Annotated in this window: 22 protein-coding genes; all 22 read right to left on the reverse strand. The window is 48.4% G+C overall.

Features of this window, described 5'->3' with window-relative positions:
- Window positions 1–19 precede the first annotated feature (19 nt).
- Entirely contained in the window at window positions 20–2,140 is a 2,121-nt protein-coding gene (glgX, locus tag ACYVEA_RS10660) for a glycogen debranching protein GlgX (RefSeq protein WP_461113407.1), read from the reverse strand.
- Window positions 2,141–2,142: 2 nt separating this feature from the next.
- Window positions 2,143–2,481, reverse strand: a complete 339-nt coding sequence (locus ACYVEA_RS10665) for an STAS domain-containing protein (RefSeq protein ID WP_461113408.1) — start codon at window positions 2,479–2,481, stop codon at window positions 2,143–2,145.
- Window positions 2,482–2,631: 150 nt separating this feature from the next.
- Window positions 2,632–4,527: an AGE family epimerase/isomerase gene (locus ACYVEA_RS10670; protein WP_461113409.1), complete on the reverse strand. Its 1,896-nt coding sequence runs from the start codon at window positions 4,525–4,527 to the stop codon at window positions 2,632–2,634.
- A gap of 135 nt (window positions 4,528–4,662) precedes the next feature.
- Window positions 4,663–5,079: a VOC family protein gene (locus ACYVEA_RS10675; RefSeq protein WP_461113410.1), complete on the reverse strand. Its 417-nt coding sequence runs from the start codon at window positions 5,077–5,079 to the stop codon at window positions 4,663–4,665.
- A gap of 1 nt (window position 5,080) precedes the next feature.
- Window positions 5,081–5,653, reverse strand: coding sequence for a DJ-1/PfpI family protein (locus ACYVEA_RS10680; RefSeq protein ID WP_461113411.1), 573 nt, complete (start codon window positions 5,651–5,653; stop codon window positions 5,081–5,083).
- 57 nt (window positions 5,654–5,710) lie between these two features.
- Complete coding sequence (locus ACYVEA_RS10685) at window positions 5,711–6,469, reverse strand: type 1 glutamine amidotransferase domain-containing protein (protein WP_461113412.1); 759 nt, start codon at window positions 6,467–6,469, stop codon at window positions 5,711–5,713.
- A gap of 47 nt (window positions 6,470–6,516) precedes the next feature.
- Window positions 6,517–7,365 carry an MBL fold metallo-hydrolase gene (locus ACYVEA_RS10690; protein ID WP_461113413.1) on the reverse strand — a complete coding sequence of 283 codons (849 nt, stop codon included), beginning with the start codon at window positions 7,363–7,365 and terminating at the stop codon, window positions 6,517–6,519.
- A gap of 44 nt (window positions 7,366–7,409) precedes the next feature.
- On the reverse strand, window positions 7,410–7,748 hold the full coding sequence (locus ACYVEA_RS10695) for a nuclear transport factor 2-like protein (protein WP_461113414.1): 339 nt from the start codon (window positions 7,746–7,748) through the stop codon (window positions 7,410–7,412).
- Window positions 7,749–7,803: 55 nt separating this feature from the next.
- Window positions 7,804–8,649, reverse strand: a complete 846-nt coding sequence (locus ACYVEA_RS10700) for an FAD binding domain-containing protein (RefSeq protein ID WP_461113415.1) — start codon at window positions 8,647–8,649, stop codon at window positions 7,804–7,806.
- Window positions 8,650–8,653: 4 nt separating this feature from the next.
- Window positions 8,654–11,536, reverse strand: coding sequence for a molybdopterin-dependent oxidoreductase (locus tag ACYVEA_RS10705; protein WP_461113416.1), 2,883 nt, complete (start codon window positions 11,534–11,536; stop codon window positions 8,654–8,656).
- Between the two features lie 29 nt (window positions 11,537–11,565).
- Window positions 11,566–11,958, reverse strand: a complete 393-nt coding sequence (locus ACYVEA_RS10710) for a nuclear transport factor 2 family protein (RefSeq protein WP_461113417.1) — start codon at window positions 11,956–11,958, stop codon at window positions 11,566–11,568.
- 13 nt (window positions 11,959–11,971) lie between these two features.
- A complete protein-coding gene (locus ACYVEA_RS10715) occupies window positions 11,972–12,394 on the reverse strand; it encodes a hypothetical protein (RefSeq protein WP_461113418.1) in 423 nt (140 codons plus the stop codon).
- A 60-nt stretch (window positions 12,395–12,454) separates the two neighbouring features.
- On the reverse strand, window positions 12,455–14,158 hold the full coding sequence (locus tag ACYVEA_RS10720; protein WP_461113419.1) for a thiamine pyrophosphate-binding protein: 1,704 nt from the start codon (window positions 14,156–14,158) through the stop codon (window positions 12,455–12,457).
- Window positions 14,148–14,975: a type 1 glutamine amidotransferase domain-containing protein gene (locus ACYVEA_RS10725; protein ID WP_461113420.1), complete on the reverse strand. Its 828-nt coding sequence runs from the start codon at window positions 14,973–14,975 to the stop codon at window positions 14,148–14,150. The genes ACYVEA_RS10720 and ACYVEA_RS10725 overlap by 11 nt, the downstream gene beginning before the upstream one ends.
- Window positions 14,976–15,461: 486 nt before the next feature.
- Window positions 15,462–16,214 (reverse strand): HpcH/HpaI aldolase family protein, encoded by a 753-nt coding sequence (locus ACYVEA_RS10730; RefSeq protein WP_461113421.1) that lies wholly within the window; start codon window positions 16,212–16,214, stop codon window positions 15,462–15,464.
- Between the two features lie 13 nt (window positions 16,215–16,227).
- Entirely contained in the window at window positions 16,228–16,665 is a 438-nt protein-coding gene (locus ACYVEA_RS10735) for an ester cyclase (protein WP_461113422.1), read from the reverse strand.
- A gap of 298 nt (window positions 16,666–16,963) precedes the next feature.
- Window positions 16,964–18,607, reverse strand: coding sequence for a sensor histidine kinase (locus ACYVEA_RS10740; protein WP_461113423.1), 1,644 nt, complete (start codon window positions 18,605–18,607; stop codon window positions 16,964–16,966).
- 34 nt (window positions 18,608–18,641) lie between these two features.
- The gene (locus ACYVEA_RS10745; RefSeq protein ID WP_461113424.1) at window positions 18,642–19,088 is read right to left on the reverse strand and encodes a hypothetical protein; all 447 of its coding nucleotides are present in this window, start codon (window positions 19,086–19,088) and stop codon (window positions 18,642–18,644) included.
- Window positions 19,089–19,104: 16 nt separating this feature from the next.
- Window positions 19,105–20,136 carry a hypothetical protein gene (locus tag ACYVEA_RS10750; protein ID WP_461113425.1) on the reverse strand — a complete coding sequence of 344 codons (1,032 nt, stop codon included), beginning with the start codon at window positions 20,134–20,136 and terminating at the stop codon, window positions 19,105–19,107.
- Window positions 20,137–20,592: 456 nt separating this feature from the next.
- Window positions 20,593–21,372, reverse strand: coding sequence for a response regulator (locus tag ACYVEA_RS10755; RefSeq protein ID WP_461113426.1), 780 nt, complete (start codon window positions 21,370–21,372; stop codon window positions 20,593–20,595).
- Between the two features lie 32 nt (window positions 21,373–21,404).
- On the reverse strand, window positions 21,405–23,192 hold the full coding sequence (locus ACYVEA_RS10760; protein ID WP_461113427.1) for a tetratricopeptide repeat-containing sensor histidine kinase: 1,788 nt from the start codon (window positions 23,190–23,192) through the stop codon (window positions 21,405–21,407).
- A 449-nt stretch (window positions 23,193–23,641) separates the two neighbouring features.
- A complete protein-coding gene (locus tag ACYVEA_RS10765; protein ID WP_461113428.1) occupies window positions 23,642–24,238 on the reverse strand; it encodes an NAD(P)H-dependent oxidoreductase in 597 nt (198 codons plus the stop codon).
- Window positions 24,239–24,364: the final 126 nt, after the last annotated feature.

Raw genomic sequence — 24,364 nt, forward strand, 5'->3', positions numbered from 1 at the left:
TAACGTGAAATTTTTCGGGTTACTTACCAATCAACACCACCGTACTACGGGCGCCAACCAGAAATTCATGCTGATTTTCGAGCAGCGGTTCCTTCCCGCCATCGAAGCTATCGTTTGGGGCCGGTACATCCGTATTACTGACCAGGTACCATTTTTTCTCGGCCGGTAAGCCAGGGATTTCGAAATGGAGTCCTTCCCAGTACATGTTTACGGCCACATAGACCATGACGTCTTTAACAATGCCCTCTTTGGCGTGATCGCCATCGAGCAGGAACGCAAACGCCCGGCTGGAGGCTGACTGGTCGACGCTCCAGGCTTTGGTGCCGTGGAAACTGATGTCGGGGTAGCCACTGCCGGCGTAGTCCCAGTAACGAAAATGAACGGGGCTACGCAATACAGGGTGATCGTGCCGGAACCGGATGATGCGCCGGGCAAAGTTGAAGATGTCGGCGTTGGTCTCTTTCGCTGACCAGTCCAGCCAGTTCAGTTCATTGTCCTGACAGTACGTATTGTTGTTGCCCTTCTGGGTGCGGCCCACTTCGTCGCCCATCAGAATCATGGGCACGCCCTGGCTGACCATTAATAAGGTAAGCGCATTTTTGAGCTGCTTGTGCCGCAGGAAGTTAATGTCCGGATCGTCCGTTTCGCCTTCCCAGCCGCAGTTCCACGAGTTATTGTCGTTGGCGCCGTCGTTGTTGTTTTCACCATTTGCCTCGTTGTGCTTGTTGTTGTAGGCAAACATGTCATACAACGTGAACCCATCGTGGCAGGTGATGAAATTGATGCTGGCGGTTGGCCCACGCTGACTGTACATATCCGGCGAACCGATGAGCCGTTGAATCATTTCGCCCACCAGTCCGGGATCTCCTTTGAGGAATTTGCGCATCGTGTCCCGGTATTTTCCGTTCCACTCAGCCCAACGTCCATAGGCGGGGAACGAGCCGACCTGATATAGACCGCCCGCATCCCAGGCTTCGGCCACCAGTTTGCACTTGGCCAGAATGGGGTCATAGGCCAGCGACTCCAGCAAAGGCGGATTGCTCAGTGGAGTGCCATCGGCCGACCGGCCCAGAATTGAGGCCAGGTCAAAGCGGAACCCATCAATGTGGTAATCAGCCGCCCAGTAACGTAGGCAGTCGAGCACCATGTTACGTACCACGGGATTGTTGCAATTCAACGTATTGCCCGTTCCGGAGAAGTTGAAATAATAGCCCTCCGGCGTCAGCATGTAATACGTCTTGTTGTCAATGCCCCGGAACGAGATCGTGTGTCCCCGCTGGTCACCTTCGGCGGTGTGGTTGAACACCACGTCCAGCATCACTTCAATGCCGTTTTTGTGCAGTTCCTTAATGAGCGTTTTCAGCTCATCGACCTGCATACCGAACTTCCCGGTGGCGGCATATCCCGCTTTAGGCGAGAAGAAGTTCACCGTGCTGTAGCCCCAGAAATTGACCAGGACTTCGCCCGTTGTGGGGCTTGGACGACTGTTTTCCCACTCGTCGAATTCGTAGATCGGGAGCAGTTCGATGCAGTTGATCCCCAGCTCTTTGAGGTACGGAATCTTCGCCCGAATAGCGCTGAACGTACCGGGGTTTTTCACCGCCGACGAGGGATGTTGGGTGAACCCCCGAACGTGCATCTCATAGATAATCAAATCCTCGGCGGGTGTTTCGAGCGGATGGTCGTTTTCCCAGTCGAAATCTTCGAAAGCCAACCGGGAGCGATAAGGGTATACATTATCCCAGTTCGGTTTGGCTAGCCACGTATCCCGACCGCCAATGACTTTGGCGTAAGGGTCGCTGAGAATCACCGATTTGTCGAACCGGTAACCCTGACCCGGATCGAACGGGCCATCCATCCGATAGCCGTATTCAAGCCGTTCGTAATCCAGCTCAAATACCGTCATACTGTATACGTTCCCGATGCGAAATTCATCGGGAAATGGAATTTCAGCAAACGGCTGATCGGCGCCCCGCTCAAACAAAACCAGGGTACAGGCCGTAGCGGCACTGGAAAAAATGCTGAAATTCACGCCATTCGCGACCATCGTTGCCCCAAATGGCAGCGAATGCCCCCGACGGAATTTAATACCCTCGTGTTCGTGAGTAGGATAGTAATCAATCCTGTTCGATTCGGTCATGACTAGGTGGCTTTAAGGATGTCGATGCCTTCCTGCATAGTGTCGGCCGTACTGAAAAAGGACAGAAATCCGGTATTGGCCATGATGTCCTGAATTTCTTCGGACGTGCCTACCAGAACCACCTTTCCACTCTTGGCTTTCACCTGCCGATAGATCATCAGCAAAACCCGCAGACCGGCACTCGACAGGAATTCGACGTTCGTTAAGTCGATGATTACTTCTTTCTGCCCCTGAACGGCCGCCATGGCGGTGCGCTCAAATTCAGGGGCAGTTTTACTATCAATACTGCCGGATGCCTCAATAAGAATAATGGAGTCAACCGTGCTGGACGTTACGTTCATACCTGTAGTAGAGTTTAGATAAGTTGTCAAGTTACTAAGTGATAAGTCGTGGGTGAGTATGTTGTAAGTGAGTAAGTTATAATTGGATATTAACCAATCTAGCTACGACTTATCTACTTACAATTTAATGACTTTCCACTTAGTAACTATTTACACCGGTGTGATCAGTACTTTCACACGCACCTGCTTGTCGGTATCAGGCAGTTTTACGGTCAGTGCCTGAGCATCGAAATCAGTATAGGGTTGATCGTCAATGAAACACTCACTGATGTATATGCTGCCTTTAGGCAGAATGTCCGGCGATACGTACAGAATGTTATCCTTGAACGAATCGGGGTAGGGCTTAAAGTAGAAATACGTCGGCTTCTTGGTGATCAGCAGGTTCGTATACACCGTTGACAGGTAGCATAGCTCGGTGCTGTGGTAGGCGCTCATCGAGTGGCTGCCTTTGAAGCGCTCGTTGCCCATCAGGTACGGCATTCCGTTCGAGAAAACGTTAAAGTAAACGCCACCATCGTCCGTATCGAGGAAGAACGCGTTATAGAACGAAGCTGCTTCGCGCGCCTGTTTTTCGTACTCTTTGTCGTCTAAAAGACCATACAGGATCATGTAAGCCAGAATCGCCTGTTCCTGTTGCCACCACGCTTTGCGATCGTGCCATACGAACTGGTGACGCTTGCTGCCGGGGATCGGTTTCCGTTCCACTACGTCGTACCAGCCACCGCGCTGCTGATCGGAGCCCGCTTCGGGCATGAGTTCGGCAATTTTCTTGGCGAAATCCAGGTATTCCTGTTTGGGTGTCAGCGACTGCATACGCATCAGGTTCCAGGCAATTTTGAGGTTGTGCCCCACGACGGCCCTGTTTTGCTGCCAGCCCCAAGTCTGGTCTTTACTCCAGTCTTCCATGAATTTCTCCTGGACAAACGGACTGTTTTCGTAATCAGGAAAATACTTGGTGATGGTATCGAAGGTATACTCAAGGAAGTCGGCGTATTTCTTCTCACCAGTGGCCAGGTACAGGTTGATCAGGTACGCAGGCGCGTGGTCACCCACCGAGTTCCAGTTTTTGCGGGCGCGGTTGTGAGCCAGTGATTCATCGCGTGGATCGAGTCCAATGGGATCAATGTGTGAGAAATACCCTTCCTGTTCTTTGTCTTTATAATACATCTCGAAGAGGTCGATGGTCTTCTCGATGTCGAACAGAATTTTTTTGTCGCCGGTGATGCGGAACGTCTGCGTAGGGCCAGCCAGCGCGTAGATTTGCTCATACATCGGGATGGAATAATAGTCATCGCCAAATTCTGAGGTAAGCAGCTTGGTTTCCTTCGCGCCATCCAGTTTCAGGCCGTGGTACCAGTAAATGAGGTCGGCGTCCTGATCGAAGAACCGCATGTGCTCACGCAGGTATTCGGTGCCTTTTTCGGCTCCTTCCAGATACGCATCGTTGCCGGTGAGCATGTAGGCAGAGGCAAAGCCGTAAATCATCCGCGAGATCGTATCCGTCTCTTGCAGGAAATCGCCTTTTTTGGCCCCGGCCAGGTGAAGCATAGTCCGGTATTTGCTATAATCGATTGGCTCTTCAGGGTAATTGAACTGCCATTTGAGGTAGCTCGATGCGATGGAGCTGATCTGGTGAATCCACCAATCCTGCCCTTCGTGCCGATACTCCAGCGGATGGTGGCCCGGGAAGATCATCCACTGGACTTCAAACACCGGTTCCGACGTATCGATACCTGGATAGAACGAACCATAGGCATGAACGTACTGGCCTTTTTGGGAAAGCATCTCAAACATCACGCCCGTAGCATCCTGATAGGGTTCGTCCAGGTTGCGCGCTGAGCGGGCATAAGTAGAGGCAATCAGATAAAGTTTGAATTTGCGACCATCCGACGTTTCAAGGATGAATGCTTTTTCGGATGGGATAAATTCAACAACGTAGCCCGAAATAGTATCGGAAAATGTGAAGTCGATCCGCATGTTGGCGGTTTTCGTGGCGGAAGATTGCCCATCGGCACCCGGCGCAACACTTGTAATATCGGTTTCCATGAATGCTATTTTGATTTAGAGTGTAAAATCGGTTTAGAGGGAGTTAAGTTGTAAGTCACAAGTTACCAAGTAGTAAGTATGGTTATTTTGTTGACAATCAAACGCTTACTACTTATTAACTTACTACTTATTTGTCTAGTCGTGGTAGCCCTGGCTAATCTCCACGATGTTGCCATCGGGATCTTTCACCCAAACTGTTTTCCACCCCGGAATAAAATCGCTGAAATCCAGTGGCCCCAACGTAGTGTTGGCTGCATCGCCCATGGCACTCACGGTGGCATCTACGTCCGTCACCTGAAAGGCAATGTGCCGGACGCCCGTGTAATGTGGGCCGTCGGCTACTGCCTCGGGTGTTCCCTCGGGCCGGTTCCCTTCGGCCTTGAACAGTTCGAGATAAACCGACTGCCCGTTTTTCAGAAACACGATTTCATTGCCTTCGCCAAGTGGAATCGCCCGCGATCGTTGGAAACCAAAATGCGTCGTGTAAAATTGCTCGGTTACGGCAATGTCGTTGCAGGACAGCGCGATATGCGAAAAAACCAGATCTGCCATGTTAGTTAGGCGTGGATAAAAGCTCGATAATTTTTTTGGCGAACAAATGGGCGTGTCCTCCCGACCGGCCAGTTACCAGATCGCCGTCGACTACTACGTCCTGATTGGTGTAGACAGCGCCGTAGGCTTTGGCATCGCCGATAAGGTTATTGTGGCAAACCAAGGGCCGACCCTTGACCAGTTCCGTGGCGGGGGCTACCAGCCAAAGGCCGTGGCAAATGATGCCTTTCAAAACCGATTTTTCGGCGAATACGCGTTTCAGGAATTCGGTGGCGGGCGGAATTTTTTCAACATCTTCCGTGTACCGCAACCGATCCGATACCATACCCGACGGCACAATAATGGCCGAGTAACTTCGCAGTTCCTCATCGGTCATATTCTCGAAACTTTCCGAACACTCCATCGGAGCCCGGTATTCGTGCCCAAGGAACGTAATACGATCATTCCCCCAAAGCCTGGTCAGGAAATGGAGTTCGGCACCTTCCTCCGGGAAACGGTACTTGTAATAGAAAATCTCGTTCTCGAAGTAATCGCTTTCGAGAAGTATTCCGATTTTTTTGCCACTTAGTTTCATTGGGGTATTAGCTAAAGATTTAAGCAGGTCTCTGCACGCTGTCCACAAACCCGTCCACTAGGCCGATAGAGCCTCTACCATTTTATCGCCAAACGCAATCGACGACTCAACCGACAGGGCCGTTACGAACGGATGGTCGTACATAACCTGAGGTTTCTCCCGGTTGGTGGTTGGATCAGAATACACCTTGCCCATTGGGCCAACAGCATCTTCAACAATCACTTGCAAGGGGAATACAAAGCCCTGCGTTACCAGATCCGTACCTGCATTTTCGGGCGTGGTTCGAACGAGTGGGTAATTGAGGGGGCCGGTAAAATCCCAGGCGCGGGGGTGAGCCACAATTTTTTTGCCGTAAATGATCGGGCGGTGCAACGTATCGACATCACGCGCCCAAACGAAAGCTCCTACGGCATAGCATAAGGCCCCTAATATTTTATCCTGATTGTACGCTTTCACGCACAGATCATGAACGAACGCATTCCCAACTATATCGAGTGGAGATCCCGGACCGCCTACAAGTACCAGCGCATCGTAATCCTCCATTTTGGCATCTTCAATTTTGATAGGGGTGTCCCACTCGCCCGTGTCCAGAATTTCGTTGATCCGATCAACTACTTCGGCCGGATTAACATTGTAGTTCTGCATAGGGTCCACAAACTCCTTATCCATGCTCAATTGCAGCGGCAGGGGAGTAATTCCTTTAGGTGTGGCTAAGGTAACATTGAATCCTGCTTTTTTGAGGGCGTCCCAGGGAGCCTGTAATTCTTCGCCCCAAAGCCCTACATTAGACGCTAGTATTAATACGTTCTTGCTCATGATTTGCAAAAAGATAATAGATTGAGATGTTGTTTTAGTTAAATAGACTAGGCCCCGTATGGGTTACTATAAAGCATATACGCTGACAGGTCGAGCATATCAACAACTTTGTAGTCAGGGTATTTCTTCATGATTCGCTCCTTCAGGTCATTCCCATCAGTTGCTTCAGCATACGCTGATTTTGCAAATTCCAGCGTTTCAATCATCGTGTCGCAGATGCTGGAATCTGTTGGCAGGCCGTGGCCCGGAAAGATCGTTTCGTAGCCTTTCGCTTTTACGTCCTTCAGGATAGCGATCCAGGTGTCAAACGAAACCTGCTGTGTCATGTAGTTGCGGTCGCCAACGTAAGGGTATACGCCGTTGTAGATCAGATCCTGCGCAATCAGCGTGTTCAGTTGCGGCAGTTCGATCATGACCGAGAAGGTAGTGTCCGTCCCGAAATTTTTGTGATAGACTAACTCCAGGCCATCAAACACTTCGTTCTCAACGGTGAGCGGTTGTGGCACCACCGTAACGGTGGCGGCAACGGCATCGCCAAAATAGGGTTTTTTGCTGTCTAGCATACCCTGCCCGTAGTTCGCTATTTCATTAACCGATTCGGCCAGCGCATAGCTCGGTACGTCGCTGAATACCTCCAGCCCAGCCCAGTGGTCGGGGTGACCGTGGCTGATGATCACTTTGTTTATTGGTTTGCCGAGGCTATTGGCATAGTCTTTAACTGCCTGAGCCTGTTCCCTGAGCAGTTGAACATCAACAATCATTAATGACGCGGGTGTTTCGATAATCTGGGAGCAAACCATCTCAGCCCATTCCGGGCTAAGGTAACTATGGACTGTATAGGGCCCTTTTTCTACTTTTGTAATAGTAGCCTTGGCCGTTTCTGGAGTTGGGTTCATTCTGGTACTGGTTAAGGATGAGGAAGTTAGATGCGGTTGAATGGCTATTTTAAGCCCGAGTAATGGCGGAGGATTTTTCCATCTTTCAGGTAAAGGGCGTCATACACTTTCGCGGGACCGTTGGCTGTATTAATCGTCGCTTCCAGAAAAATACTGTCATCGGTAGTAGCTAGTTTCTCCGTCGAAATAAAGCCGCGATAGATGTACTCGATGTAATCGCCCAGTTGCTTTTTCAGCGCTTCTTTCCCTTTGATATGAATCGGCTCGTCGGCCACTAATAAAATCATTTCAGCATCGTCGTGGTAGTCGTGTTCTACCAGTTCGTTCGCATCCTTGTTGGCCAGCAACACCAGGTGGTAATCATAAAATGCTTTCGTATCCATTAGTTATTAATTAAAAAGAGGAAGGTAACTTTAATTTAATCATTACTGCTAATAATTAACTATTTAATTGAGTTAACGAACGTCGGATCAGCACTTTGGCCAGCTGGTAATAATAGCCTTGCGGAGCATTGCCGACCGTAACGGGCAACGTCGTTTCATCAATCATCTCAACGGCTTCGTCGATGCGCGCCAGGTTCAGTGGCCGACCATTCAGCGACGTCTCTATCGGCTGCAACTGGATAGGTTGCTCGGTGAAACCGGCCAGGATGATCCGGGCTTCTTCCACGCCCCGCTCCGAGGAACGTAGTATTACCGCTATGCCATGCGCTGGTTGACGGCCCGACAATTGCTCTATTTCCAGGTAGCAGCCCGTAGTTTGCTGAGCCGCCGGAACGACGACGGCCGTTACCAGTTTGCCCGTCGGAAGCGCCACTCGCTTGCCATACTGACTAAAAGAGTGGATGGGCAGCCGCGTATCATCTTCCCGACTTAGCACAACGGCTTTGGCGTCGAGCGCCATCAGCGCAGCGAGAACGGCCGCGTGTGCATGACCGCCGTAGTGCAGTGCTCCCCCAAGGGTGCAGTTGTGACGGAGATGCGGGTCCTGAATGGTGGCTAATGCCTGCGCCAGAATGGGGTACTGGCTAATGGCATCGTGTTTGAGCAGGCTGGCATAGGAGGTCGACGTACCAATGTGTAACTCGCCAGACTCGTTCCCTATAGTGGCCAGGCCCGGCACTTTGCGCAGACTAACCAGTGCCAAAGGAGACGCTGCTCCTTTTTTCAGGGTGCTGACCAGCGATTGGTCGGCGGTTAATACCTGATACCCTTGACGGCCGATCAGGTCAAGCACACCTTTCAGCGTGTCGGGTGCTTCGTAGGTAAGTTGTGTTCCGATCATGATTTTATACCGTTTCGAATTGATGAGTATGAACAATATCCCAGAGTTTCTCGGGAGTAACAGGCATGTCAATGTGCTTGACGTCAAAGTCTGACAGGGCATTAATAATGGCGTTCACAATCGTTGGGGCAACACCCGGATTGCTCACATCACCCGCCCCTTTAGCGCCCAGAATGTTAGTTGGTGATGGCGTTTCGGTGCGAATCAGCTCGATGTTCGGGAACCAGTCGGCTCTCGGAATCGCATACGTATCGAAGTCTGTCGTTAACACCATACCCGTTTCCGGATCGTAGCGACCTTCTTCGGAAAGCGCCTGACCAACGCCCAGAACAATGTTACCATAGGTCTGGCCGTCCACAACCCCCGGATTGACCACAACCCCATAATCATTGCCGGCTACGTATCGTTTGAGTTCGACGTTGTAGGTTTCCTGGTCGACTTCAACAATGGCAACGTGCGTACCGAAGGGGAAATTGAAGTTTTTCGGGTCGAAATACGCGGTCGTTTCCAGACCGGGCGCCATGCCTTCGGGCAAGTCCCAGCCGAACCAGAGCATCAGCGCCACTACTTGCAGCGGCATTACGGCCTGTTCGGGGGCTGGCGTACCAATGACTTTTCCGTCTTTGTATTCGATCAGGTCAATGGGCATTTTGAACAGATAGGCTGCAAACTCCCGTGCTTTCTGGATAATCGCCAGACAGCCCTGCTTAACGGCAGCGCCTTCCACACTAAGCGACCGGCTGCCGTAGCTGGCCTGGCCGTAGTAGATCGGGTTCGACGTATCGGAGTGCTTCAGCGTGATGTACTCCATCGGAATCTGCAACGTATCGGCGGCAATCTGCACAAAGGTCGTATCCTGTGACTGTCCGTGGGGTTGCGCGCCGGTTGTGATGGCGACTTCTCCCGAGGGCGCTACGTGAATGTAAGCACTGCCCCAGGTACCGCTCAGCAGCCCTTCGGCGCCCATCTTGGCGGAAGGGCCAACGCCTGCTGCGGCTACGTAAGAACCAATGCCCATACCGAGCCATTTGCCGCGCTGACTAGCTTCCAGCTTCATGGCCGCCAGGTCAGTATAGCCCGCTTTTTCCAGGACAAGATTCAACAGATTTTCGTAGGTGCCCGAATCGTAGGTCCAGCCCAGCCCGTTGTCGAAGGGGAACTGATCGGGTTTGACCATGTTGATCCGGCGCACTTCGGCGGAGTCCATGCCGATCTCACGGGCGTACATTTCGATCATGCGTTCCATAAAGAAAATGGCTTCGGCCCGGCCTGAGCCCCGCATGGGCGCGGTTGGTACCTTGTTGGTATAGACCACATCAACCTCATAGCACGGATGCGGAATTACGTAGGCACCCGTGATGCTTTTCCCGATAAGTGGCAATGGCTGACCCGGCGCGTTGATGACCGGATAAGCGCCTACGTTGCTGTAGGCCCGGCACATGAGCGCCGAAATTTTGCCATCCCGTGACCCGGCAATCGTTCCATACTGAACCTGATCGCGGGACTGGGCCGTGTTCCGGGCGAAACCCTCGCGCGTATCGACCCACTTTACCGGGCGACCTAGCTGTTTCGCCATCCAGAGCACCAGCGGTGTATCGGGATAGAGGTTCCCCTTGCAGCCGTTGCTCTCACCCATGTAGGGAATGATTACCCGTAGGTTATTATACGGAATGCCAAGCACGTAAAGCGAAATCAGCAAGCGGTGCGGATACGGAATCTGTGTATTCGCCCACAACGTGTATTGATCCGTTTTGGCATTATAATCAGCTAAGGCTCCCCGCACTTCGAGGGTATTCTGCATCATTCGCTGGTTATAAATCCGTTGCTCCACCACGACTTCAGCCTCAGCAATGGCTTTCTCGGTAGCCTCCTTATCGCCAAACATGGCATGAATCAGGCGGTTATTCGGCGCGGTTTCGTGCAGGAGAGGAGCCCCATCTTTTAGTGCTTCCTCTGGATCGAGCACAACCGGTAAGGCTTCATAATCAACCTTGATTTTCTCTAAGGCAGCATACGCCTGTTCACGTGTTTCGGCTACAACGGCGGCTAACTGATCGCCCGCAAACCGAACCCGATCGGTGGCAAACACCCGGTGCGACCCCGGAACAATGCCTGATGGATGCGGCAAAAAGTGACTTTCGGCGTAAGGCGGAACCCAGATAACCGGCATCGGCATGATCTGCTCCGTGTCCTTGGCCGTAAACACCCGAATGACGCCGGGCATGGTTTCGGCTTCCGAGGTATCAATATTTTTAATGATCGCATGCCCGTGCGGACTTTGCAGAATGGCCGCGTGGACCATATCCGGCAGCGTCATATCGCCAATATACTGGGCATTGCCATTCAATATTTCCGTCGTCTTTCTTGGCGTTACCCGTTCTCCGATGCCTTGGCCGTTGGCGGGGGTAGGGGCGTGTCCATTGTCGATGCCGCTAATACGATCAGCCGCATCCAGGATGGCATTAACGACCGGCTGGTAACCGCTTTCACGAGATAGGTTGCCTCGTAGCCACAGTTTGACTTCCTCTTCGGTGGGATTCGGATTTTCATTCAGCAATTCGACAGCAGCCATTACAAGACCGGGTGTCGAAAAACCATTCTGAACGGCAAAATTTTCCTGGAAAGCGGCCTGAATCGGGTGCAATACGTCGGTTGCCAATCCTTCGATAGTCGTGATCGAAGAGCCGTCGGCCTCAACGGCCAACATCTGGCAGCTTTTAGTCGTCTTGCCGTCAACCAATACATTACAGGTTCCGCACATCCCCGAACCGCATCCCCATTTTGTGCCGGTTAGGGCAAGGTCATCGCGTAGAAAATCGATCAACAGCGTGTTAGGTGCTACGTCGTGCTGGCAAGGAGTCTGATTAACGAGTAAGTCGAGGTTCATAAAGAGGATGGAATAAGCCAGTAGTAAGATTAAGCCAGTGATCCGTCGGGGTGTTGTACCATCCCGGCAAAGTGGATGGCAATTCGACCATCACGTAGTACCCAGCTATCAGCAAAGCGCATATGGCTTTCGCCGTCGGCGGTGGTCATGGTAATCTGTTCGGTTATCATGATCGTTTCGGGATTTTCGGTCTCGGCCCAGAATACAATGTCTGTTTCAAGCCCGTCGATTCCCAGAATTCCCTGCATATGTTCGCGAATCTGCTCTTTGCCTTTGTAGTAAAGCGGGGTCTTCATAAAGCTGCTGATGAGCAGGGCATCATCGGTATATTGATCCAGCAGAGCCTCAATATTCTTGTCCAGAATGAACTGAATATGAGCTTTGTACATCGCTCCGAGCTTAGTGTCTGGTACGTTTGTCATGGCGCTTCGGAGTTTATAAAGTGGCTGATCCTTCGTAGTACTTCAAATCATCCACTACGTATTTCGTAATCACCGTTTTACCATCGATGACGCCCATTTCCCAGGTTTGATACGCGTCGGCAATGATACGTTTGCTGTTGGCTTCCGGTGCATTCCAGACACTGGCTTCCCACTTTACGATCACCTTGACCGTCGCCTTATCCCCGTCAATCGTTGGGGTTACTTCTTTGAGGGTGTGTACTTCGTCGAAGAAAATGCGGATGACCCGCTGAAACCAGCCTTCGAAACCCGCCCAGCCATAAATCGTTGCTTCGGGGAAAACCATCTCCAGCTCTTTGTCGGCGAGCATAGGCAATACCTCGACCATTGGAGCATGAACATCTAATTTTTTATACCAGGCGTCGGCTAGTTTCTGAATTGATTCGTTCGTTAACATCTTGATTCGTAATCTAATGTGATTAAAAAAGAGGAAAGTTGTGTTTGTACTACTTGTCTGCTATTGCGAGCAATTTGTTTTCACCCAATCGGACTGGTGATTCCCTTCCAGCACGAGATCAATTAAAAACGGCTTGTCGTCGGCCAGCATCCGGTCAATGGCCGGTCCGATTTCTTCGATACGTTCGACACGAACCGCGTCAACGCCCATCGACTGGGCCATCAGGTCGAAGCGGGTAGGAGGGAAGGAGAGATCGAACGACAATGGGTAATTGTGGCTGTCGATGCTACGTTCCTTCCAGTACACATCAATGTTGAGTTGCAGCAGTTTATAGGAACCGTTGTTGCAGACGACAAACTTGGCTCCCGTATTATGCCGCACCGCCGACCAAAGAGCCTGTATGGTGTACATGCTGCCGCCATCGCCGGAGAAACCAATAACCGTTTTGTCGGGATGCACCAGTTTGACACCAATAGCACCCGGAAATCCCACACCCAACGAGCCGCCACGGGTCGTAAAATAAGAGCCGGGCTTACGGGGAGGAATGGCATGCTGAACGGCAGGCGAACTGGTTAGCGCTTCGTCGAAGATAATGACGTCGGCAGGCACTTTCTGGGCCAGTACATCGGCAAACTGGGCCATCTGCAACGGTTTTACTACGTCCGACGGTGTTTCGGGCTGTGCTACGTTCGGGGGCGTTTGTTTCGACTCCTGAGCGGCCTTCAACCGACTTTCGGCGGCTGATTTTTGCGCATCCGTCTGTTTTGCTTCAATCGCTTTCGCCAAAGCTTCCAGGGATAGTTTAGGATCGCTGACGATACCCAGATCGACGTGGTGATTTTTGGCGATTTCGTAGGCGTTGAGGTCAAAGTGAATCACCCTGGCACCCGGCTTATAAATGTCTTCAAGACGCGGGAAAACCTCTGGCACCATGTAGGTTCCAACGATGAGGTTTGTATCGGCTTTGCTGGTCAATGGATAACTGAATGAGCCAAACATGTGACCCGTTGTGCCCTTATAAAGTGGATGCGTCGTATCGATAAATACATCGCCGAAATCGACACCGTACACGTCGGCCCCCAGCAACTCGGCTACTCTGGTGAGCGCATCGTTAGCCCCGGAATACGCTACACCATCCCCCGCAAAAATGACCGGTGTTTCGGCTTCCAGCAGCATTTGGGCGGCCTCGTCAATGTCTTCCGATGTGGGAGCCACCCGTGTTGATGGAAAGCTGGTTGGCACCACCGGCTCATCGTTTATCTCGTCCAGAACATCCATAGGCATGCACACATAAACCGGTCCCATTGGCGCTGTACCCGCTATTTTGATCGCCCGACGTAGCGTACGAAGCAACGATTTAGAGGATTGTACCATCGTTGCGTACTTCGTCACGGGTGCCATCATCGCCACTAAATCATTGGCCATTTGGGCATCCATGTTCATGTACTGCAACCCGGCGTCAGAACCAATCACGACCAGGGGTGCATGACCCCGTTTCGCCTGGTACAATGCCCCGACCGCATTGCCAATGCCGGGGGAGCTGTGAAGCTGCACCAGCGTTGGGCGTTGAGTAGCCCGGGCATAGCCATCGGCCATCATCACGGCGACACTCTCCTGAAGTGTCAGGATGTACTTCATGTCGGGGTATTCGGCTACGGCATCCAGAAACCCCTGTTCCACTGTGCCGGGATTACCGAACATGTGGTCCATACCGTCGGCCAGGAACTGCTCGATAACCTTCTGATTACCAGTCTTACCAGCCATATCGTTTCAGTCCGTTATCTAAAACATTAACAAACTGATCGCCAAATTCAAACGAGCATTGTAATGACCGGGCGGTAATGAATGGATAATCGACAATGACCGACGTCTCCTTGCCAAAATTACCATGATACTGGCCTTCCGGCCCGACAGCGTCCGACAGCATGTATTCCAGTACGTAGGGTGGTGGCCCCATATTCAGGTCTGTGTGCAAAAAGCCCGTACCGTCGTGGTAGTCATACTCAATGCAGTGCCCTGTAACGTGTTTGCCCTTAATAATTGATCGACGTTCGTTGAAATCCCGCGCGAAAATCAATGGAGCCACCCCGTAGCAAATAGCACCGATCGGCATGTCTTTCTTATGAAACGCCAGAATAATGTCGTGAACCCGCTGATTGTTAACGATGTCGATGATTGGGCCACTACCACCAACGAGCAATAAAGCTGCGTATTCGGTAGTTAGATCTTCCTGCGCTATTTTCAGGTCACTGAAGTATTTTTCGAATTTCCGAAGGAAATCAGACGCTGAGAAATAAGGCCGTTCGGGAATTACTTCCGACATATTCTTACGTTCTTCCAGCCGGTTCGTTGCCTCAAACGCCTTCACCATGTCGGCGGCAAGGGGCGTGGTAACGCACATGCCCAGGGGAGGATCTACATACGTCGTATCGTAACTGGGCGGTAAGGCTTCTGCTTTCTTCCCTTTGGGTGTCATAAACTCGACGGTGTACCCGGCCTCTTCGAGTTTTGTCAGTGGCCCCACCAGTTCGATTCCCCAATATCCGTATTCTGATAGGATAGCCAGAATTTTCTTTGACATGTAAAGAGAGTAGTTTTGATAAAAAAGGATAAATAAGAGCAATGCGGGGGCTGGATGCACTCAAATACTGAGGACACAATATGCCCACGGTCAATATAAACCGGATTAATTAGCCAGCAGATTCTATATGGCTATGGCGGACTTAACGTGTGAGTGGAAACGTAACTGGATGTTTTCATAAGAGGAAGGTTAAGGCGCATGTCTGCGCTCATTCACTTAACTAAAACTAGATCTTTCTTTTGGTCAAAGCTATGGTTTTCTTTCATTCAATGGGCGTATTTGCCGTGAACAACAATTTTGATGGAGTAAACAACGAGCTAATGGGTGTGAGTTAGGCAAGGGTGCGTATAAGCGAATCAGAAATGAGGTATAAAAGCTAATTTGCAGCCTCTGTATGCTCATTTTTTAATGTCAACTCGCTTGATCGCTCCCATTTAAACGGATTAAATACCTTATCTTAATCTGTTTAAATGGGAGATGTTCATATCAGGTTTTTTTCACTGAATCAAGAACATTCTTCGCTGAAGAGGCCAGTAGCAGCACATCAGCGCCCAGCGTCAATAAGCGAAAACCTTCCTGAATTCGTGCTTTGGCCTGATTAGGATCGCCTACAAAGGCGCCACAGGCAATACCTGCTTTTTTACAGGCCAGCAATACCTTTTGAACCTCAACTTCAATCAACGGATTTGACAGATCATTTTGAAGATTCATACTGCCGGCCAGATCCAGCGCTCCGATAATGATACCATCCACGCCTTCTACCTGCAGAATTTCCTCGATGTTTTGAACCGCCAGAATGTGCTCAATCATAAAAATCGTTGCCACTTCGTCGTTGGCCGATTTTATGTAGCTGCCCAACTTAAGGCCATATCCCTGAGCACGAGCCAGCCCAATGCCTCGTTCACCCAGGGGAGGGTATTTGATGAATTTTATGGCTTTCTCGGCATCTTCCCGACTATTGACAGATGGAATAAGTATGCCATCCGGCCCAATGTCCAGAATCCGTTTGATGGTTGTCTGGTCATTGCAATCTACGCGCACAACAGCGTTTGTCCCAGTGCCCGAAATTGCCTGTAATTGGGCTAATACGGTCTCCAGACCCATTGTTGTATGTTCGGTCTCGATCCAAATCCAATCGAAACCAAGATTGCCGACCAATTCTGCGATTTGCGGATTACCAATGGTTAAGGTTAATCCATAGGCGACTTCCCCCGAATGAAGTTTTTGCTTGAAATTCATGATTTATTGATTTTTAAATCATGCCAAGTTCCTTCATGAGTGTATAGGAGTCGTAGGGATACCACCACAATTCGGCCAGTTTACCATTGGCAAACCGGCACATGATGTTATACTGAAACTTGATTCTTTTGCCGTTTGGTGGCGTTCCGTCGGGCAGTGGACCCGTAAAAGTACCTTCGTAGGAAAGCTCCAGCGTGACCATATCTCCCTCGCCGAAACAGTTATGAATAACATGCGAACCATCGGGAAAGGCCACTTCTTCTGTCACGTAAAAAAAATCGCTCAATGCCTGGTTGCCGTGCAGATCGCCAGGTACAAAATGGGTGTGTCCTACAAAATCTTCCGCTACTAAAGGAAGATAATTTGAAAATGTTCTGGCATCATTGTTTTCAACAATGGTACGCATAACGTGCACGTTGTGTTCTACGGAGCTAACTTCTGTAGTTGTCATTTTAAACTAATTAAGTGGTTTGGCCTACACTAAGTAGGACTGGTTAAAAAAGAGTATATTAAAATTAAATGCGAATAGAAGCAGAAAGCCTATACAGATTCGACCGTTTAAATCTGGCTTCACCTATTGCTGCTTTAGCGTAATCAAATCTACTGCGTGTCTGAGTAGACTGGGAGAAATACGCCGTGAACGACTGTTTAAGAGGAGCAAACTACTAACTTTTGTGTGTAAGAAAAAGCGCAGGATTGAAATTTTGAGTTATAGGTAGGAGCAGGCAAAAGGAACCCGGAAAAATCTATTAAACGGTAGGTAAGCGAATCAGAAAAGCAGTATACTGACCTTCCTGCGTATCCACAGATATACTCCCTTTATGGGCTTTAATAATATCCTGACTCATATATAATCCCAAGCCCGTACCTTTCGACGTTGGTTTTGTCGTGAAGAATGGCAGGAAAAGGTTTTTCATTTCATTGGCCGGAATTCCCTTTCCATTGTCTTCTATTCTTAATTCGACATAATCTCCTCCGCAGGTTGTCTTTAGGGTTAGCTTTGGTACAAACGTTTTATCTGTCGATGCTTTTTCCTTCAATGAGTAAAGCGCATTATTTAGCATACTATGAATAACAGAACCCATCTCAGTCGGTAATATCTTAACGGTACAATTTCTAGCCGCAAAATCAGTAATTATTTGTGCAGAAAAATCATCGTTATTCTGCTTTATTTCCTGTAAATATTTGACAATCTGGTTGTCAAGGAACGTATTAATATTAGTATCAATAAAAATAGTTGACTTAACCTTTAATAGTTTACTCATACTTCTGATTATACGGGATAGACTAGTCCCATGCTCGAGTATTTTGTCGACGTTAGCTTCAGTCATATTCAGCAATGGGATTAAATCATCATGAATAATCTCATCTGATACGTATTTTTCTACATCGATCAGCTCTTTGCTTTCTATTAAAAAATCTTTTGATACGGCAGAAAAGTTATTGATATAATTCAGTGGGTTGAGAAGTCGATCAAGGAGGCCTTTCGTTAACTGACCTATAGACGCCAGTTTCTCCTGGCCTATCAGTTGCTCCTGTGTTTCGTTGAGGTCAACTAGGGTTTTCTTCAGGTCTTCGAGCAATTCATCGGATTTTTTCTTTTCTAAAACCAATTCACTTGTGCGATCTTCTACTTCCTTTCTGGCCTTGGATAAATCGGCAACCATTTTATTAAAAGCAATACCAAGCTCTCCAATTTCATCCCTCGATTTACTATTAACTCGTTGAGTAAGGTCACCGTTACCTACTTTCGTAGCCGCATCTCTTAGTTCCAGTACGGGTACTGATATATTCTTCGCCAAGCCAAATCCAATAACAATGCCAACGGTGAAAACTAAAAGACTAAAAAGTAAGGACGTAACACGTATTTGTTTTTTGGTCTCAATAATTTCTTCTGTCGATGAAGCTAGCAAAATTTCGCCATTCATTAATGGGGTCATAAATGAGGCTCGTTTTACAATTCTTAAATCATTCGACAACGCATTCAGGTCTACCTTTTTATTTTCTGGAAATGTTTTAAAAATAGTTTTATTTATTTTATAAGCTGAATGATTCTTGTTCCACGTAGTATCAATTTGTAGTAAACTTACGAACTCTAGATGCGGATCTTTTTTAACAAAATCCATCGCGGTTTTCACCCCTTCAAAATTTTGTTCAGTCATGGCGATCTTCACACCCAGGGCAACTGTGTTGGCATGATTTTGTACCTCTTTGTTGAAATTGCTTAAAAGGCTACGTTCCTGAATAGCCGGCAGATATAGTAAAACAAAGAATGAAAACAGCAACACAATTGTAATGACTGTCATCCATATTTTTGTTTTGACAGTTAAACGTACGGGCAATACCTTCCGAACAAGAAGAATCTCGTGTATTATGCCTGTAATTTTTGACATTAACTAGTTTATTAGTCTGAATACTACCTGTGTGTCATAAAAACTTTTTTCCGTCAATTAGTATAGCTCTGTTTGTGGGCGAAACCTGATTAACAACACCAATGGATCCTTTTGTCTGCGCCACGAATTCTTCCAGTTCACTTTCAGAATTGAAAAAATTAGGGGCGTCTGCCTTGCCCTGAAACACTAAGGCGAGCCAGTATTTATTCAATTCATCAGAACTCATATTGTAAATCTTTTTGCTCGTATTCTGCCCTATTGGCGTATTCGTTTTCATGAGCGCTATAACAACTTTACTGCCATCGGGCCAGCGAAGTTTTTCGCCTTTCATCGTTGACTTCAGTTGATTTATGTTCATCTCTGCTGGCACTCCTTTCGCATTACCGATAATCGCCAGATTAACGTCCTGTGATTTTGGCGAAAATCCATCGTACAAAAGAGCTACCGCTATACCGATCGAAAGTTGGTAAATCCAATTCATATGCTACTACTTTTGTTCAAAAACCGATGGCTAATTGAAGAGTTATTTTATCCGTGTCAGTAGACATCTGTCGTTTTGTATACTGGTATTCAAGTTTTAAAACAGCCAGATAGTTTAGCTCGTAACGTAAGCCCCCAATGAACGATTGGGCATTATTATTAGAAAAGTATACTTCCTTGTTTTTGTATTGAATGTCATCAAATCGAACATACGGTATGAGCTTTTCAGTGACTTTCAGGCCAGCATACGCGTAGGTTGCCATCGTATTCTGCATGCCCAGCGAATCCGATTTACTCATCGCCATCGTGCTTTCAACCAGCAGTTCATATTTTTTTGAGAAATAAGCTACCGATCCCGTAATCAGATTCTGATTTACCTGAGACATGATCATTGGTGGTCCGCCCGCGTGATTATGGAGAACCGATCCACCTGAGATAACATCATGATAAAAAGAAGCGCCAAGCCGTAAACCATCAACTGGTTTTATGTGCATGGCTGCTGTAACGGATTTGAATTTATCATTATCTGCCAGATCACCCGAGCCTAGTCCGTTGCCCACCATCAGATCGTAGCCAAAGCGAATATTTCCAAGGTTTTGCCCCTGTAAACTTACCCCGGTTGTATGGAGTGGAATAATCCCTTCTGAAAAAACCAGTGGCCGTTCAATGGTTGGAAAAAATACGCGTCCGTGGTGATACGTATCATTCCAGTAATTGACAGGTGTATGATGCTTTCCAATCAATACACTGTGGTTTCCGGCGTAGTTATATTTCATAATTATCCGCTCGATACTTATATCAAACAGCGTTGGCGAATCCGCGGAATATTTAAAAACCGTTTCGCCAAGAAATGATAAACGCTCGTTCAATTCGGACGTAATGAACAAATCCTGTTCACCCAATCCGAAATTTAATTTTCCACCCTGATAGTAACTAAGCACATCCACAAATCCTCTGATTTGCGTTCGCTGGGCAAACGATTGATGTACGGAGCACAGCATTAGCCCGACGATCAATAAAGTAAAAAGCGTACGTACTATTTTTTTCATACTCAATGAAAATGAAACAGGCTTTGGGTAAGCTGAAAAATGGTGTACTGAAAAATCTCAAACGCACGCTTTTCTGTCGATGAGCTGCATTCGTAACACCATCGTGAAGGACCAGATCAAGCAACCTTCCCAAACCAGTGGCGAGCTAGATCGGAAGATCACCCGCTCACGATAAAAGGTTAACGTGTTGTCTATGATTCGGGCTGGCCGTCGATTAACAGCCGTAGCCGCTAGCTGTATGCTGGCAGAACCACCGAATAAACGGGTACGCAAGCCTGGGGAAGCTTCCAGATACGGGGGGTAGGCTCGTAAAGTAGGGTCATAGAGAAGACGGTTTTATGAACTGATATATATCAAAGATAATCTATAGTTACCATCTGGATTAAAAAATGCCGTGAACGACGGGAAACACGTAGCTAACTGCTGATTTTTGGGTGTAAGACCTGCTGGACATAATTAGCGTACACGAAAGTGACGTAGAAAATCATCTTTATACACTCGCCCAAGGGGTAGTGTCTGTCCGGGAACCTGTATTTCGTAATCATTAAACGAGTCTACCCGGCCTAAATTTACAGCGTATGAGCGATGCACGCGAACCAGTGTCATATCCATGAGCCGTTGCAGCAAAACCGCCAGAGACAGCCGTAGAACGAATTTTCGCGTGGTCGTCACCAACGTAGTGTACTTATCCTCCGCTTCAGCATAAAGCACTTCGGCCTGGTGCAGACGAACGAACTGGTAGTTCTGTTTTATGAAGATATATTCTCCCACCTGAAGAATCGCTTCTCCCTCGCGTGCCGTGAGTGGAATCGATTGTATATCCGGAGTTTTAGGTTTTGACGATAGTTCCGCAAAGTTGCTCAGGGCAATTTCAATGGCAATGCGCAAATTATCGGTCGTAACGGGTTTGGTCAGGTAGGCAGCCGGTTTGGTATCTTTAGCCAGGTCAAGCGTCATGCGGTCAGTTAAGGCCGACAGGTAGATAATCGGTACGGGCCGGTGAGCTTTCAGTTTTCGGGCGGTGTCAATGCCAGTCCAATCGCCACGCAGGTTAATATCACAAATGATTATATCGGCAGGTTGTTGTTCGTATAAGGCCAGCGCCTGCCGGCCTGTCGTAGCTGTGCCAACGATGGTATAGCCTTCGGCTTCAAGACGAACGCAAAGATCCAGGGCCAGGATTGCTTCATCCTCGACAATCAGAATAGAAGTCGGCTCAGTAGAGGTTGTAAGCATGTTTTTGATTAAGAGTAAAGAGGTAGTGCAAGTTAGGCTATTTTGGGCATATGCAACTGGAAATGAGTGCCCGTTGGCCCTGTATCAAGCTCATAAGAGCCACCTAGCTGGGCAGACAGCGCTTTAATTAATTGTTTGCCAAATGAGCCGTTGGGTTTCTGCCATGTTGCCGGATCGAACCCCGCGCCGTTGTCGGTTACTTCAAACAGAAGGGCTGTCTCGTTCGTCAGGGATATGTGTAAAGAGGGAGTATGGTCAATTTTCTGGTAAGCGTATTTCAGGGCGTTTGTAATAACCTCGTTCGCTATCAGACCGAGCGGTATTGCCTGATCTACATCCAGCCATTCTACCTTGATGGCGATAGTCAGGTCAAGCTCATTGGGCTGAAAACCATAGGCACGTAGCAGACTTTCCGTTAGATCTGTCAGGTAATCGAAGATATTGACCTGCGTCAATAAATCAGTCTGATAAAGCCGTTGGTGAATGAGCGACATGGCTTCAATACGTTGCCTGACCACCTGAAGTGTTTGTTCATTATAGGGCTGGTAGGATTGCAGATTCAATAAGCCGGATACGAGCGCCAGGTTATTTTTTACCCGATGGTGTAGTTCTTTGATGAGTAACTCTAGCTTATCGGACTGTTGGCTGATCCGGGTGCGGCTACGCTGGATACGTCTATATTGCCAGCCCGAAAAGCCTAATAACAGCAAGAGCAGTCCACTGCCGCTACCCAGATAAATCATCTGCCGCTGGTGAAGTTCGCTCTCCCGGTTGAGCTGATTTATATGTTGTTCTTTTTCTGTCGTCTCATACTGAATTTGCAGTTCATTTAACTGGTGGCCCCGTTCAACAGTAAATACGGAATCGCTGAGTGTATGAAACCGCTGGTAGGCAGCTAACGCCTGGCTCGTTTTGCCTGCCTGCTGATAGCTGTCGCTCATCGTCTTGTAAATATCCAGCACTCGTTTGGGTGCATTCAACCGATTCGCCAGCGTAAGTGCCTGGGTAAATAGCGCTTCAGCTTGCTTCAATTTGCCAAGGCTGGCATAGACGCGAGCTGTATTTTCCAGGCTGTAGGTCATGGAGAGCTGATTGTCGAAGCGCTGGTTAATCGTTGTGGCCCGTTGCGCCCAGGCAAGCGCTTCTTTAGGCTGTCCCTGCTCAAGCGTTACTTTCGAAAGATTATTGAAAAACATGCTCAGATTGGCCTGTTTCTCTGCCGGGCCTTTCTCCGTCAGTCGTGCCGCTTCAAGAAAATAATAGCGAGCCTGCTGGAGGTTGCCCTTGTTTTTATAAACCAGCCCAATTTGATTATAGGTCTCAGGAATATACTTCGTTAGCCCTTCCTTCGTGTTGATTTCCAGGGCTTTCTTCGCGTAGACAAGGGCTAGATCATAATTTTTCTCTCCTTCAATCAGCATATTGCTGAGGTTGTTATAGCCCTGACTTAAGCCTTTTGGTTTTTTCATCTGATCCCAAATAGGAATGGCTCGCAGAAGATACGTTTTGGCCAACGGGTAATTGCTTTCAATTCGATACGTAGCACTAATAAGGTTGTAGGCGTCCGCTTCGGCAACATCCATATGTAACTGCTGGGCTAGTTGCAGGGCCTGCATCGCATACAGGCGGGATTTGTAGGCATTTGTGGCTTTGTAGCTATTCCCAATGGTGTATAACGCTTCAAATCGTACAGAATCCTGGGGAAGTTTGGGCAAAATTTGAAGTAAACTATCTCGCTCTTTATTGGCTTTTTGCGCATAACTGCGTTGTCCACAGATGTATACGCAACTAAATAGAAGAAATTGTATGGCAATCTTCATGGAAGGTAATCGCTGTCGATTGGTATAAAAAGATATGCACAAAGTGAAATTACCCGATTGGGTTTATCAGGTAAATTACGCTTGAAAAACTGGTAGCAGCCTAATCCTATCGGGATGTTAATTGCGAGTAAGCAAGATCAACAGGCCCACAAAGGCTGCTTTTATGCCCTGATAGGACCGTGTGGATGGGTTGCAGAGAAGAACATGAAGCATCATCTTTTTAACATACAGATTGTGTTCTACCAACAATTAAAGATAAATGCAATGATCATACTTTAAACTGTCTTGCATCAATATATTTACTGAAAGGCTATAGTCTCTGTAAGGAGAGAGCCTGCTGTAAAAACAGCCTGTTTAGCACTCTATACATACTTCGTTCAACGGCAAAAGGGTGCCTTCATTAAGCACCCTTTTGTCGTTGAACATAACGAAAAGCTGTTGCACCAGGCCTATTTCTCCACTAAACTCGAAGCCATCCAGCGTTGTGTCACGTTTAAAGTATAGTGCAAAAACGCCTTTGCGGTACGTTCATATACTTCGTGACCAACAAAATGGCCCTGTTCATCTAAATTTTTATCCGTCTCGTGCGACTCGTATAATTTCGGCGATACAATAGAGTAGCTGTTGGTGAAACTAATCAGTTTGTTTACCACGGTTGTCATATCCAGCGCTGGTTGCCGCCCACCGCGTCCGTTCGAGATACCCGCCATGGCGAATACCTTGTTCTCAAACAGGTGTTTGAAGGCTGGGCCTCCCAATTGGTGAACCAGATTAGTGGCCTGTGGTGGCGCTGTCCAGTTGTATTCGGGCATCGCGAAAAGTACCAGATCGGCCGCTTCCCAGGCGCTGATCAACTGGGCCTGAAAGGGGGTCAGGGTCTCTCTTTTTACAGATCCCTGGCCAACAAATGGAACATCGTACTGCTCAAAATCTAGTATCGTAACGTCATGCTGGCCCTCCTCAGCCAGAAGGTGCTGGAGGTAGCTCACAAAGCGCAGCGAATTACTGTTCTTGCGCGGTGAGGTAGCAATCAGGGTAATTTTCATTGTATTCAGGTCAATTTGGTTAGAAAACCCCAGCGTTTAGCCTTTAGTTTCCGGGAGCAGCAGGCAGAAACGATGCAACCTGTGTGAAATTTATGGGGTCTTTACATCAAGTCATTATTAGGCCTT

Source organism: Spirosoma jeollabukense (assembly GCF_054777855.1).

Bases quoted from the DNA above. Each gene is read 5' to 3' on its own strand.
- ACYVEA_RS10745 (WP_461113424.1), bottom strand. From the start codon at position 19,088: ATGAATTGGATTTACCAACTTTCGATCGGTATAGCGGTAGCTCTTTTG.
- ACYVEA_RS10680 (WP_461113411.1), bottom strand. From the start codon at position 5,653: ATGAAACTAAGTGGCAAAAAAATCGGAATACTTCTCGAAAGCGATTAC.
- ACYVEA_RS10665 (WP_461113408.1), bottom strand. From the start codon at position 2,481: ATGAACGTAACGTCCAGCACGGTTGACTCCATTATTCTTATTGAGGCA.
- ACYVEA_RS10715 (WP_461113418.1), bottom strand. From the start codon at position 12,394: ATGTTAACGAACGAATCAATTCAGAAACTAGCCGACGCCTGGTATAAA.
- ACYVEA_RS10740 (WP_461113423.1), bottom strand. From the start codon at position 18,607: ATGTCAAAAATTACAGGCATAATACACGAGATTCTTCTTGTTCGGAAG.
- ACYVEA_RS10760 (WP_461113427.1), bottom strand. From the start codon at position 23,192: ATGAAGATTGCCATACAATTTCTTCTATTTAGTTGCGTATACATCTGT.
- ACYVEA_RS10720 (WP_461113419.1), bottom strand. From the start codon at position 14,158: ATGGCTGGTAAGACTGGTAATCAGAAGGTTATCGAGCAGTTCCTGGCC.
- ACYVEA_RS10755 (WP_461113426.1), bottom strand. From the start codon at position 21,372: ATGCTTACAACCTCTACTGAGCCGACTTCTATTCTGATTGTCGAGGAT.
- ACYVEA_RS10700 (WP_461113415.1), bottom strand. From the start codon at position 8,649: ATGATCGGAACACAACTTACCTACGAAGCACCCGACACGCTGAAAGGT.
- glgX (WP_461113407.1), bottom strand. From the start codon at position 2,140: ATGACCGAATCGAACAGGATTGATTACTATCCTACTCACGAACACGAG.
- ACYVEA_RS10675 (WP_461113410.1), bottom strand. From the start codon at position 5,079: ATGGCAGATCTGGTTTTTTCGCATATCGCGCTGTCCTGCAACGACATT.
- ACYVEA_RS10690 (WP_461113413.1), bottom strand. From the start codon at position 7,365: ATGAACCCAACTCCAGAAACGGCCAAGGCTACTATTACAAAAGTAGAA.
- ACYVEA_RS10695 (WP_461113414.1), bottom strand. From the start codon at position 7,748: ATGGATACGAAAGCATTTTATGATTACCACCTGGTGTTGCTGGCCAAC.
- ACYVEA_RS10750 (WP_461113425.1), bottom strand. From the start codon at position 20,136: ATGAAAAAAATAGTACGTACGCTTTTTACTTTATTGATCGTCGGGCTA.
- ACYVEA_RS10685 (WP_461113412.1), bottom strand. From the start codon at position 6,469: ATGAGCAAGAACGTATTAATACTAGCGTCTAATGTAGGGCTTTGGGGC.
- ACYVEA_RS10735 (WP_461113422.1), bottom strand. From the start codon at position 16,665: ATGACAACTACAGAAGTTAGCTCCGTAGAACACAACGTGCACGTTATG.
- ACYVEA_RS10730 (WP_461113421.1), bottom strand. From the start codon at position 16,214: ATGAATTTCAAGCAAAAACTTCATTCGGGGGAAGTCGCCTATGGATTA.
- ACYVEA_RS10725 (WP_461113420.1), bottom strand. From the start codon at position 14,975: ATGTCAAAGAAAATTCTGGCTATCCTATCAGAATACGGATATTGGGGA.
- ACYVEA_RS10670 (WP_461113409.1), bottom strand. From the start codon at position 4,527: ATGGAAACCGATATTACAAGTGTTGCGCCGGGTGCCGATGGGCAATCT.
- ACYVEA_RS10705 (WP_461113416.1), bottom strand. From the start codon at position 11,536: ATGAACCTCGACTTACTCGTTAATCAGACTCCTTGCCAGCACGACGTA.
- ACYVEA_RS10765 (WP_461113428.1), bottom strand. From the start codon at position 24,238: ATGAAAATTACCCTGATTGCTACCTCACCGCGCAAGAACAGTAATTCG.
- ACYVEA_RS10710 (WP_461113417.1), bottom strand. From the start codon at position 11,958: ATGACAAACGTACCAGACACTAAGCTCGGAGCGATGTACAAAGCTCAT.